This window comes from Flavobacterium anhuiense (genome assembly GCF_004151235.1).
GTDB classification, from domain to species: Bacteria; Bacteroidota; Bacteroidia; order Flavobacteriales; family Flavobacteriaceae; genus Flavobacterium; species Flavobacterium anhuiense_A.
The window spans coordinates 278599-292165 of the sequence record NZ_JUIV01000001.1; the positions used below are offsets into that span (position 1 = coordinate 278599).

The window sequence follows — 13567 nt, forward strand, 5'->3', positions numbered from 1 at the left end:
ACCAAAAAACAAAGAAACAATGAAAAAACACATTTTTTATTTCATTTTGACCTTCATCACGGTTCAAATGAGTTTTGCTGCAAACCTTTCAGAATATGCAGTTATTAGAGGAACAATCGCGATTCCAGATTTAAAAACAAAAGAAATTACGCTTTACAATGTTGAAGATGGAAAGCCAGTCGTTGCTGCTACCGCAAAAGTTAATTCGCTGGGGGAATTCGGCTTTATGACACCAGTTTCAGCTGCTGGCTTTTATTATGTAGATTACGGACAATTTAAAAGCAGAAACCAATTAATTCGTTTGTATTTAGAACCTAAACTAGACTTAAATCTGGTAATCAATAAAACAAATTACGTTTTAAGCGGAAAGAATATCGGACAAAATGCTTTGGTGCAAAAAGCAAACGAAATCTATAACGAGTTTGCGCCATTTGCACGTTTGGGTGAAAATGTATCGTATGTAGAATTTTATCCGTTTATTGATAAAGGTCTTGCTAAAGCAGATGAATTTTCTAAATCTATTAAAACCAAAGATGCTAATTTCAATAAATTATTAAAATTGGCTGTGGCAACAGATGTTGAAGAATTAACATACACTTTTTTCAGAATGCCAAGATCTGTGTTTCCAGACAAAGACGATCGTCCGGCAGTGATTAAAACTTGGATGGCAGACAAGAAGTTTACAGATCCAGATTTGTTAAAATTAGCGAATGGAGTTTCTTTGATGACCAATTATTTTTTCTATGTAAGCATTAATGGCAGTGAAAAACCAAAACGTTTAGATTTAACAGAATCAATTACTCATATTACAGATCCAGCTTTAAAAGACGCGTATCTTCGTGAAGAAGTGGCAACTTCAAGAATGAAAATTGAAGAATACGAAAAAATTGCACCAAGCATTAAACCTTTTATGATTTCTGACGCGAGTAAAGCATTTTTATTAGAATATGAAAAAGTATTGCATAAAAATGTGGGTCAAAAAGGGTTGGATTTTACTTATAAAGACATCAACGATAAACCAGTTTCGTTTTCAGATTTTAAAGGTAAATTTGTGTACATCGATTTGTGGGCAACTTGGTGCGGACCATGTAAAGCAGAGATTCCTCACATGAAAAAAATAGAAGAAGATTATCACGGAAAAAATATCGTTTTTGTAAGTCTTTCGTTAGATAAACCAAAAGACGCTCAAAAGTGGAAAGATTTCGTTACAAAAGAACAATTAAAAGGAATTCAGTTAATGGCTGACAAAGATTTTGGTTCTGATGTAGCTAAAAATTACGATGTAAATGCGATTCCGAGATTTTTATTGTTTGATACAAAAGGAAATATTATCAATGCCGATGCGCTTCGTCCGTCAAATCCAGAGTTGAGAGTGCAACTGGATAAATTATTGAAAGGTTAATTAATAGCTTTATGAAATACAGCAAAAAAATATCAGTTTTACTTCTTTTTATCGGAAGTTTGACTTTCGCGCAAGCGCAAAACTTTAAAGCAACAGATCCAATTGCAGTCAACCAAAAAATAAAAAAAGGAGTTCTGCCAAACGGAATGACGTATTATATTTATCCGACAGAGGTCAATAAAAATACGGCAAGCTATTATATCATTCAGAATGTAGGTTCGATTTTAGAAAACGATCAGCAAAAAGGTCTGGCGCATTTCCTAGAACACATGGCGTTTAACGGAACGAAAAATTTTGAAGGAAAAGGAATCCTGAATACGCTTCAAAAACAAGGTGCAGTTTTCGGGCGAAATATCAATGCCTACACAAGTACAGACGAAACCGTTTACAACTTAGACAACATCCCGTCAAAAGATGGTGGAGTGGCGGATACTTGTTTATTGGTTTTGCACGATTGGTCTAATTTTTTGTCTCTGACGAATGAAGAAATCGATGCTGAACGTGGTGTAATTACCGAAGAATGGCGTACGAGACAAAATGCAAGAGCAAGAATCTACAATCAGTTGGCGCCTTATTATTACAACAATTCGCTTTATGCAGACCGCATGCCAATTGGCGATATGGACATTGTAAAGAACTTTAAATATCAAGTTTTAAGAGATTTTTATAAAGATTGGTATCGTCCAGACTTGCAGGCAATCGCAATTGTTGGAGATATTAATTCAGACGAAATTGAAGCAAAAATCAAAAAACTTTTTGCAGACATTCCGACAACTGTAAATCCTAAAAAACGTTTTGAAATTGCCATTCCAGAAAGAGTAGAACCAACTTTTAAACTGGCTTTAGACAAAGAAATTTCGGCTTCAAACATAAGTTTTATGATTCGCCATACAGCCGAAAAATCGACGAATGATTATGCAGAATTAGAAAAATCGACACAAAGAAGCCTTGCTTTTTCTATCTTAAATAATCGTTTGGCAGAAATGGCGCAGAAACAAGAATGCCCATTTAAAAGCGCATCAATTGGATATCAAAACTATACTCGTTTGAATGATATCTGGATTTTGAGCGTTGCTCCAAAACCAGAAAAACAAGCCGAAGCTTTTGCAATGGTAATGAATGAATGGGTTCGCGCCTATAAATTTGGTTTTTCTAAAGGAGAAATCGAAAGAGCCATTACAGAAACTATTTCGGGCTACGAAAATTATTTAGAAAAGCTAAATGAGATTTCGCATAAGCAAGTTATCGGAATGGTAAAAGATGATTATCTGAACCACGAAGTAATTGCCGATCCAAAAGCTGAATTTGAAATGGTAAAAAGCATTTTGAAAAATGTAGACACCAAAATTCTTCAAGAACAAATCAGTAAATTATATACCGCACAAAATCGTGTGGTAACCGTTACAGGTGTAGAAAACGAAAATAACTTAACGCAAGAAAAAGCTTTTGATATTATTCAGAAAGCCGAAAACGATGCTTCGTTGCAGCCTTATGTGGACACTTTTGAAGGAAAAACACTTTTAGGAAATCTGAAAATCAATTCTGGTAAAATTGTTTCGGAGAAAAAAGAAAAGGCAATAGATGCGACAACTTTTGTATTGAGCAATGGCGTAAAAGTGCATTACAAGTTTGCTGATAAAAACAAAAAAGAAGTAGAGCTTAAAGCTGAAAGTTTTGGTGGAACTTCATTGTACGAGCCGCAAGATCTTCCGTCAATCGGGCGTGCGACAACTTTGGCGATGATGTCTGGAGTTGGCGAACTTTCGAATGTTGATTTGGATAAAGTTTTAAAGGGAAAAATTGCCAATTCTTCTGTGAGCATCACTTCGCTTAAAGAAACCGTTTCAGGTTCTGCAAACGTAAAAGATATTGAAACGATGATGCAATTGGTTCATTTGCGTTTTGTACAGCCAAGATTTGATAATCAGATGTATGCGCTTTTAAAACAAAGATTACAAAATTCGCTTAAAAACAGAGCAAATGATATCAATGCAAAAATGGAAGACAGTTTAACTGCTGTGGTTTTTGGAAAAAATAACCCAAGAGTACAGCCATTCAATCAAAAATATATCGATGAGTTATCTTTTGATAAAATGAAAGCTTTCTATCTGGATCGTTTTGCAGATGTTTCAAACTTTGAATTTTATATTGTTGGAGATGTTACGCCAGAAGTTTTAAAACCATTATTAGAAAAATATATCGCTAGTATAAATGGAATTAAACGTAAAGAAAAATTCAAAACACAAGTTCCGAAATGGACATCAAATAAAATTGATAAAGATGTTTTCATCAAAATGGAAACTCCAAAAAGTTCTGTTCGAATTGCATTTTCTAAAGAGTACGCTTTTAATCAAAAAAATAGGATTCTAACTTCTTATTTGGCTGACATATTAACCTTGCGTTATACTGAAAGTCTGCGTGAAAAAGAAGGAGGAACTTACGGCGCGCATGTAAATGCAAATGTTGATAAACTTCCAATTTCTAAAGTAAATCTTCAGGTTAATTTTGATTGCGATGCGGATAAAGTCGAACATTTGCTGCCAATTGTCTATCAGGAAATTGATAAAATCAAGAAAGGAGAAATTGCTGCTGAAGACATTGAGAAAACAAGAACAAATTATTTAAAATCGAGAGAAGACAGCAAAAACTTCAACAGTTATAGCATGAACTTGATTTATAATTATTTTGAGAATGCTTACGATATGAATGATCCTGCAACTTACATTGACATTGTAAAAAGCATTACTGCAAAAGACATTCAAGAATTTGCCAATTCATTTTTGAACAAAGCAGATTCGTATGAAGTCGTTTTCAAACCATTAAAATAATCTGACCCAATTTTTATTTAATAGAGTTTAATTTGTATTTCCCTATCAAATAGTTATTTTGAATTAGTAAGCAATTTAGTTTGTATAGCGGATTACTTGGAGGGTTGTTTTTTGCTATTCAACCCTCTTTCTAAAGATTTTTACCCATGAAAAAGAATATTTTTTTACTGGGCTTTTTCCTGCTGTTTTCCATATTCGTAAAGGCTCAGATATACAATCCCATAAAATGGAAAACCAGTGTCGAGAAAATTTCTGATACTGAATACGAATTGCAGGCAAAAGCCATTATAGAATCGGGCTGGCATTTATACAGTCAGGAAGTTTCTGACGGAGGACCGATTCCAACTCATTTTAATTTTATAAAAAGCGCAGATTTTCAGTTAACTGATGCTGTAAAAGAAGAAAAAGGAAAAACGGTTAACGATCCTGTTTTCAAGATGCAGATTAAGTTTTTTGAAAAAGAAACCACTTTTAGACAACGCGTTAAAATACTTTCAGCAAAACCTTTCAAAATCAAAGCTGAGGTTGAATTTATGGTTTGCAATGATGAAAATTGTCTTCCGCCAAGTTCAGACGAATTGGAGTTTACTGTTAGCCCTTCCGCGAAAGCGAAAACTTTAATAGAAGCTGCTGTAAAAGAAGAAACAAAAACAGAAACAATAGATTCTTCGGTTACTGAAATAAAAGAAAAAACAGAAGAAATTGTTCCTGCAGAAATTGTAAATACGCCTAAAAAAGAAATTAAAAAAAGTGAGCCGAAAACCGAATCGAGAAGTTTATGGACGATTTTTTTATTGTCGTTTTTCTCTGGATTTGCTGCATTGCTAACGCCTTGTGTTTTCCCGATGATTCCGATGACGGTGAGTTTTTTTACCAAACAAAGTAAAACCAAATCGCAAGGAATTAGAAAAGCCGTTTTTTACGGAATCGCCATTATTGCCATTTATATTTTTTTGGGAGCCGTTGTAACTTGGGCTTTTGGAGCAGATTCGCTTAATGCGCTTTCTACAAACGTTTGGTTTAATCTGATTTTTTTTGTGCTTTTAATGATTTTTGCTTTTTCGTTTTTAGGAGCTTTCGAAATCATGCTTCCAAATGCATGGGCAAACAAAGTCGATTCGCAAGCTGATAGAGGCGGAATTGTCGGAATATTATTTATGGCTTTGGCTTTGGCAATCGTATCATTTTCGTGCACAGGACCAATCGTAGGAACTTTATTGGTAGAAGCGGCTTCGCGAGGCGGAATTGCACCTTTTGTCGGAATGTTTGGTTTTTCTCTGGCTTTGGCTTTGCCATTTACATTATTTGCCGCTTTTCCGGGCTGGCTGAATTCGCTTCCAAAATCAGGCGGATGGTTAAATTCTGTAAAAGTATTTTTAGGATTTTTGGAAATGGCTTTGGCGTTTAAATTTTTATCTAATGCCGATTTGGTTCTGCAATTGCATTGGCTGGAAAGAGAAACTTTTCTAGCAATTTGGATTGCCATTTTCGGAACGCTTGCTTTTTATTTGTTCGGAAAAATTCAGCTGCCGCATGATAGTCCGGTTTCGAATATTAGTGTTGGCAGATTAGGATTGGGCGTTTTAGTTTTGGCTTTTACCATTTATCTAATTCCGGGCATTTGGGGCGCTCCGCTTAAAATGATCAGTGGTTTTCCTCCGCCAATGCATTATAGTGAAATTCCGAACGGATTGAATAATTCCGCTTCAAAAGAAATAACTCAAAATCTTCCAGAAGGAGCAGAGCTTGGACCGCATAACATAATGGCTTTTACCGATTATGATTTAGGAATGCAATATGCCAAAAAAATAGGAAAACCTGTTATGATAGATTTTACAGGTCATGCCTGCGTAAACTGCCGAAAAATGGAAGACAATGTGTGGTCTGATGAAAAGGTTCAGAAAATCTTAAAAGGCGATTTGGTTCTAATTTCACTTTATGTAGATGATAAAAGAGAATTGAATCCGCACGAACAGATTACTTCTCAGATAACGGGTAAAAAATTAAAATATATTGGGCAGAAATGGAGCGAATTCCAAACGCTCACGTACAAAACTAACGCACAACCTTTTTATGTTCTGGTAGATCATAATGGAGAAACGCTTAACGAAACTTCAGCTTATAATCCAGATATCGAAGAATATTTGAATTGGTTGAAAAAAGGCGTTTCAAATTTTGAGAAAAGTTCGTAATCATAATTTCTACCTTTATTTTATATTTATATGTTCCGTAGGAACATTTCATCGGTAGAAAAATATATTATGATCGATATTTAACGTTCCATAGGAACGTTTGAATTTTACGTTATTTTTTTGCAATCCGCTATATCAAACGTTCCTACGGAACGTAAACGTAATTGTTCTTTTTCTACCGACGAGACATTCCTACGGAATGATTACATATGATTTTATAAAAAAAAGCGGTTATTTCAATTTGAAATAACCGCTTTTTTAGAGTTCTAAGAATATTAAGAAAGTACTGTGTCTGGCAGAACACAAGTTTTTTGAGTAAAATTTAAAGTCAATTGATCCAAATGTCCAAAGAAAAAAGTATCTAAAATCTCCTGAAAAACAGGATGCGCGTTTTCTACCTGAACAAATAAACTCATTGACGAATGCAATTTTCGAGCATCTAGTTCGCCCAAAATACCTTCAGCAGATTTCTTTTTAAAAGTTAAAAGAAGCTTCGAGATTTCAATTAAATGCTTAGACAAAATAGGATGATTTAGAAATTCTGTTGCTTCTTTTAAATCGGCAACAGCATAATAATCAGAAATAGCACTTTTTCCTAAACCTTTAATCTGCGGAAAAATAAACCACATCCAATTAGTCTCTTTCTTTCCTTTTTTAATTTCAGATAAAGCAGTCAGATAAAGTTTGTTCTGAGCATCTAAAAATCGGGTCAAATCATCTTTTGCGTAAATCATCTCTAGATTAGGTATTAAAGGGTTTGTAAATTGGGTTTCTTTAATTGGTAACACGATATTATTTCTTTATTTAAACTTCGTCGAATTTTCGATACCCAAAAGTAAAGTGCCTATAAGCATATCAGTTATAGAATTGTAGTTGGTCTTTACATAATTCCGACAGCCTGTAAGAATACCTTGTTAATATAATTTTAAAGTTTTTAATGATTCTAAATTCTAATGTTATTTTAATGTTCTAGAAAAAAATTGGCTCTAACTTGCGCGTTCATAAAAATTACAGTAAACGCCTTAGATCGTTGAGATTTTGATTCAAAACGATTTGATTTAATTAAACTTTCTGCCTTTTAGAGTATGTTGAATAAAATTAAAAATAGCTTTTTATGTAAATGCCTTCAGGCGTTACTAGTCGGCTATTTTCTAATTAGCAGTTTAAACATTTCTAATAGTGTTGGAAGAATCTTAAGCGATAACGCTGAAACTTACACCGTAAAAGGCATTACCTGCAACTTCTTGAAAAAAATCTTCAAATGTGATGGAGTTCCAGAAGAACTGGAAGACTACAAAACAAAGGATACTAAAACAGCCAAATTAGCAAAAGGAATTCCTTTAATGGAATATTTAGTTTCATCAGAATCACTGATGCCTAATTTTTATTTTTTAATAGAATCTGAAGGGAAAAAATATATCGATAATACAATCTTCTCATTTGGGTTTCATGGTAAAATAGATATACCGCCTCCTCGGCTGAATTCATAAATACTTGTTTTTTAAGGATTAGGATGAAATCTTAATCTATTAATGCGGTTTTTGCCGTATATTTATTCTATGTAATAATCTTGTATTTATACTTTAAATTCATGACACCATTTAAACGTTTTTATAACTTATTGCAGCTAGATAAGCGCGATGTGTATCAAATTATCTTCTATGCTGCATTTGCAGGGTTAGTCAATCTTTCTCTGCCTTTGGGAATCCAAGCAATTATTAATTTTATTCAAAGCGGACAGCTGAGCGTTTCGTGGATTGTTCTAGTGATCCTGGTTACGGTTGGAGTAGGTTTCGGAGGAGTTTTGACCATCCTTCAGCTGCGTATTGTGGAGAATCTGCAGCAGCGAATTTTTGTACGCTCTTCATTTGAATTTGCCTACAGAATGCCTTTAATTAAATTTAAAGAAATGTACTCAGAGTATGCTCCAGAAAAAGCCAATCGCTTTTTTGATACGCTGATGGTACAGAAAGGAACTGCAAAATTACTGCTTGATTTCTGTACAGCATTCCTTCAAGTCGGTCTGGGAATCATTTTATTAGTGCTTTACCATTCTTTCTTCATGGTTATCGGACTTCTTTTTATTGTCATATTATATGTCATTTTTAAATTTTCGTACAAAGACGGTTTAGAAACCAGTTTGAACGAATCGAAATTTAAATATAAAGTGGCGGCATGGCTTCAGGAAATTGCTCGCAACAGAGAAAGTTTCCGTAGAAAAGGCGCTTTCGAATATGCTTTGGACAGAAATGATGGCTACGTAACCAACTACGTCAATTACCGCGAAAAGCACTTTCAGGTAATGAAAAAACAATATATTCAGCTTACTATTTTTAAGGTAATTGTTACTGCTGCCTTATTATCTATCGGTGGTTTTCTGGTAATTCACCACCAAATGAACATAGGGCAGTTCGTAGCAGCTGAAATCGTAATTGTATTATTGATCAACTCAGTAGAAAAAATCATTTTCGGACTGGAATCTTTCTATGACGTTTTGACTTCTGTTGAAAAAATCGGTCAAGTGACTGATATGGAGACTTCTTGCATTCCTGAGACTTCTGACAAAACAGAAAAAGGAATCAATATTGAGACAGAAAGCATTAGTTACAATTACCCAGGACACAATAAAAAATCGCTTAAGAATATCAATTTGAAAATTTCTCAAGGCGAAAAAATTATTCTTACCGGAACAAATGGTGCAGGAAAAAGTACTTTACTGAGACTTCTTTCGGGTGTTTTAGAGCCAGAAAGCGGTGCTATGTATGTTACAGATAATTACATGAATCGCCTTAACGAAGATACCTACAGAGCGCAAGCGGGAACATACTTGCAGGGCGATACGCTTTTTGCAGGGACTATTCGTGAAAATATAGTTTTTGGAAACGAGGAACTAAATAGTGATGATTTAAAATGGGCTTTAGATAATGTTGGTCTTACGCCGTACATTAAAACTTTTGAGAACGGACTGGAGAATCAAATTCATCCAGGAGGTCGTGAACTTTCTGCTTCTGATGTTCAAAAAATTCTTTTGGCAAGAAGTATTGTGGGTAAACCAAATATCTTATTCTTAGAAGATCCAGTTGATAAAATGGACGAAATTACTTCGAGTAAAATTGTTGATTTTTTACTTTCTGATGAAAACGATTGGACAGTTATTGTTACTTCTAAAAATGATGTTTGGAAAAGCAAATGCAGTCGTATGATTACGATTGATGACGGAAAAATTATTAACGACATAAAGCTTTAATCATGCTCAACTTATCTAAAGACAATAACGTACTTATAACGCCGGGCAAATACAAATCGATTACAAGTGTTGCTCGCAGACCACATTACGAAATTTTAAACAAAGTCATAATCGGGTTTTTAATATTTTCGGTATTATGCCTTTTTTTACCTTGGACTCAAAATATTTCGGGAACAGGTTCTGTCACCACTTTAAAACCAGATCAAAGACCGCAAACGGTTCATAATGCCATTGCAGGACGTATTGAAAAATGGTTTGTAAAAGAAGGTGATTATGTAAAAAAAGGAGATACGATACTTTACATTTCGGAGATTAAAGAAGATTATCTGGATCCTAATTTGGTTGACAATACCAAACAGCAAGTAGATGCCAAAAAAATGGCTGTAGAATCATACGGCGATAAAGTAAGCTCTCTTGATGTTCAGGCACAATCGCTTAATACAGAAAGACAATTGAAACTGCAGCAGGCGCAAAATAAAATTCGTCAAGCACAGCTTAAAATAAAAAGCGACAGTATGGATTTGGTTGCGGTAAAAACTCAGCTTCGAATTGCAAAAACACAATTTGACCGTTCGACTGCTTTAAACAAAGAAGGATTAAAACCACTTACCGATGTCGAGCAGAAAAGATTAAAACTGCAAGAATCAGAAGCTTATGTGATTACGCAGGAAAATAAATTGCTGAGCAGTAAAAACGAATTGATAAACGCAAAAGTAGAAATCAGTAGAATCACTGCTGAATATGCTGAAAAAATATCAAAATCAAGAAGTGATAAGTTTACAGCTTTAAGCACACAATACGATACAGAAGCTCAGGTAAATAAATTGGAAAACCAATATACCAACTACAGACTTAGAAATGGGTTGTATTACATTACAGCGCCACAAAGCGGTTATGTAAACCGTGCTTTATTGGCTGGTCTTGGAGAAACTATCAAAGAAGGAACTCCAGTTGTAAGCATCATGCCATCTAAATATGATATTGCGGTTGAAACGTATGTAGATCCAATCGATTTGCCATTGGTTCACAGAGGCGCAAAAGTTCGTGTTTGGTTTGATGGATGGCCTAGAATTGTGTTCTCAGGATGGCCAGGCTTATCTTACGGTACTTACGGAGGTAAAGTCGTGGCGATAGAAAACTTCATTAGTCCGAATGGCAAATACAGAATTTTAGTTTCGCCAGATGGAGAAGACCGTCACTGGCCAAAAGAACTAAGTATTGGTGCTGGTGCACAAAGTATTGCATTATTAGAAACCGTTTCGGTTTGGTACGAGATTTGGCGAAATCTAAATGGTTTCCCACCAAATTATTATAACTCAGGAGAAAAAGAAGCAAAAGGAAAGGAGAAAAAGTAAAATGAGAAATCTTGTAAAATTGTTTTCTTTCTTAATACTATTTTGTTTTTCTACAGTACGCAGCCAGAATTTTAATCAAGAGGAGCTTACTTTTGTTGAATACTTGGGATATGTAAAAAAATATCATCCGCTGGTAAAACAAGCCAATCTTGAAGTGACAAATGCTCAAGCAAAATTGATGCTGGCACGTGGCGGATTTGACCCAAAAATTGAAGTAGATTACAATAAGAAAGAATTTAAAGGCACAGAATACTATTCGTTATTAAACAGCAGTTTCAAAATTCCGACTTGGTACGGGATTGAGGTAAAAGCTGGTTTTGATGATACAAATGGGGAATATTATAATCCGCAGAACAAGACTCCAGAAGCAGGTTTAACTTCGCTTGGAATTAACGTTGCTTTGGGACAGGGAATGTTCATTAACCAGAGAATGGCCGATGTTCGCGAAGGAAAACTTAATGTGAAACTAAGCGATGCACAGCGTAAATTGAGAGCAATTGAAGTTTTATACCAAGCAAGTGAGGCTTATTTTGAATGGAGAAAAAGCTATAACGAAGCCGAATTATATAAAAATTATTTAGGTTTTGCGAGCACTCGTTTTCAAGGAGTTAAAAAACTAATTGCAGCTGGTGATGCTCCTGCAATTGATAGTGTTGAAGCTAAAATTACAGTACGAAACAGAGAACTGAATGTTGAGAACGGAAATTTAAAATTAGCGAAAGCAAAATTGAAACTAGCTAATTTTTTATGGATTGAAAATGTTCCTGTTGAGTTGGGAGATTTAGTAAAACCAGAGCAAAATCTAATTCAGACCATTGAGGAAACTTTAAGAACAGATGCTATGATGGTTGATGTTGAATCGTTAGACTCGCATCCGAAAATTCAGTCTTTGGAAACGAAAATGGATATTCTGGAAGTCAATCGCCAATTGAAAGCCAATTCGTTGCTTCCAAAAATAAATGTAGGTTACAACTATATTTCAGAACCTAATTATTGGAATAATTTCAACGCTGATGATTATAAGTTTAATATCGATTTCAGTTTCCCGATTTTCTTAAGAAAAGAACGCGGAAGCTTAAAAATGGCAAAACTGAAAATTCAGGATATGCAGTTTGATATTGGTCAGCAGCGATTAGAACTTAAAAATAAAATCAAAGCACAGCAAACGGAAATTGCTTCTTTAAGAAAACAGAAAGTTGTAATTGATAATCTTGTAAAAGATTATATGACAATGCTGAATTCAGAAGAGAAATTATTTTCGTTTGGAGAAAGTTCGATTTTCTTAATCAATTCAAGAGAAAATAATTTGGTTAGCGCTAAATTGTCGCAAATAAGTTTAGAGAATCAGTTTTATCTCTCGAATGCCGAATTGTACAAAATATTGGCCAATCCAGATTAATTTAAAAAAATATGTAGCCTGTACCTGTCTGCATTATATTAGTTTTCAGAATTTAAATTTTAAAAAGCTTTAGATATTTTTCTAAAGCTTTTTTGTTTTTGGAAAATATTAAAAAGCGGTTTCATGTTATAATATGAAACCGCTTTTTTGAATCGCTAAATGCTTCTTTCTTTAAATTTGATAGAGTTTTTCTATTTCGCGGCCCTTAATTTAATATTGACCGAATATGAATTTATTTAAAAGAAGTTTTCTCTTATTCTGTTGCATCTTCTTATCACAGATTCTGAAAGCACAGGATGCGCCTTATACAATGGGATTTATTCCTGCATCTATAAGCGAAGTTGACGTTGCATTTCCGTTAATAGAAAAATGGCATTTGAGCGGACAGGCAGATTTGCAGCTTGTTACTCAAGGCGCTTACACAAACGGAAATCCGTTTGAATACACACAGCGTAAAGTAATAAGACCTTGGATTATATATTCTGGTTTTAAAAACATGAAACTTTGGTTAGGATACGCGCACAATCAGAAATATGCCATTGAAGAAGCGGGCAATTACAAAACCTTAGAAAACAGAATCATTGTTATGGGAACGTATACCCAAGAAATGCCGAAAGGATCTCTCTTTGAACAAGTGCGTTTTGAAACTAAATTTTTTGATGATAGAAACGGAAATCCACAGACGATTCCTAGATTAAGAGCCCGTTTTGGGGTAAATCATTATTTGAGACAAAGTAAAGAGAAGCCAATTTTTCTGGCACCAAATATTGGCTATTATACCGAATTGATGCTGAAGTTTGCGTCTAAAGATTACGCTGAAGAACATTTTGATATTTTCAGATTATCGGTTTATTATACTGCCGGAATTACACCAAATATTCACTTCTTAGCAGGCGTAATCGGGCAAATGCAATTACGAACAAACGGAACTCAGTTTGATGTTTACTACGGACCAATGGTTTCAGTAAAATATAGTGTAAAACCTAAAGAACGCGAAACTTTTGATAGCGTTGATGGCGGGGCGGATTAATTGCTTGTGTCTCTTTGACTTTTTTAGGCAATCTTTCTTTTGCAGATTTTTAAAAACTCTTTTTAATATTTTAAAATAATTTAATATTAAAAGCTTAATTTTTATGCTGATTTA

At 34.4% G+C, this 13567-nt stretch carries 9 protein-coding genes; 8 read left to right on the forward strand and 1 reads right to left on the reverse strand.

The features are described from left to right. Positions 1-19: 19 nt before the first annotated feature. From NU08_RS22470 to NU08_RS01290, 3 genes are all read left to right on the forward strand, one after another. Positions 20-1402: a TlpA family protein disulfide reductase gene (locus NU08_RS22470; protein ID WP_242502470.1), complete on the forward strand. Its 1383-nt coding sequence runs from the start codon at positions 20-22 to the stop codon at positions 1400-1402. A gap of 11 nt (positions 1403-1413) precedes the next feature. Further along, complete coding sequence (locus NU08_RS01285) at positions 1414-4230, forward strand: M16 family metallopeptidase (RefSeq protein WP_129745386.1); 2817 nt, start codon at positions 1414-1416, stop codon at positions 4228-4230. A 146-nt stretch (positions 4231-4376) separates the two neighbouring features. After that, positions 4377-6422 carry a protein-disulfide reductase DsbD family protein gene (locus NU08_RS01290; protein WP_129745388.1) on the forward strand — a complete coding sequence of 682 codons (2046 nt, stop codon included), beginning with the start codon at positions 4377-4379 and terminating at the stop codon, positions 6420-6422. Between the two features lie 275 nt (positions 6423-6697). Here the strand turns inward: NU08_RS01290 and NU08_RS01295 are convergent, their stop codons facing one another. Continuing rightward, complete coding sequence (locus tag NU08_RS01295) at positions 6698-7156, reverse strand: DUF1810 domain-containing protein (RefSeq protein ID WP_129745390.1); 459 nt, start codon at positions 7154-7156, stop codon at positions 6698-6700. Positions 7157-7507: 351 nt separating this feature from the next. On the opposite strand from NU08_RS01295, the gene NU08_RS01300 reads away from it, so the two are divergent. The 5 genes from NU08_RS01300 (at position 7508) to NU08_RS01320 (ending at position 13453) form a co-directional block, all read left to right on the forward strand. Beyond that, positions 7508-7912, forward strand: coding sequence for a hypothetical protein (locus NU08_RS01300; RefSeq protein WP_111363002.1), 405 nt, complete (start codon positions 7508-7510; stop codon positions 7910-7912). A gap of 101 nt (positions 7913-8013) precedes the next feature. After that, a complete protein-coding gene (locus tag NU08_RS01305; protein ID WP_129745392.1) occupies positions 8014-9669 on the forward strand; it encodes a peptidase domain-containing ABC transporter in 1656 nt (551 codons plus the stop codon). A 2-nt stretch (positions 9670-9671) separates the two neighbouring features. Further along, positions 9672-11024, forward strand: a complete 1353-nt coding sequence (locus NU08_RS01310; RefSeq protein WP_129745394.1) for an HlyD family secretion protein — start codon at positions 9672-9674, stop codon at positions 11022-11024. Position 11025: 1 nt separating this feature from the next. Continuing rightward, complete coding sequence (locus NU08_RS01315) at positions 11026-12423, forward strand: TolC family protein (RefSeq protein WP_129745396.1); 1398 nt, start codon at positions 11026-11028, stop codon at positions 12421-12423. Between the two features lie 226 nt (positions 12424-12649). Continuing rightward, positions 12650-13453: a DUF2490 domain-containing protein gene (locus NU08_RS01320; RefSeq protein ID WP_129745398.1), complete on the forward strand. Its 804-nt coding sequence runs from the start codon at positions 12650-12652 to the stop codon at positions 13451-13453. The last annotated feature ends 114 nt before the right edge of the window (positions 13454-13567 follow it).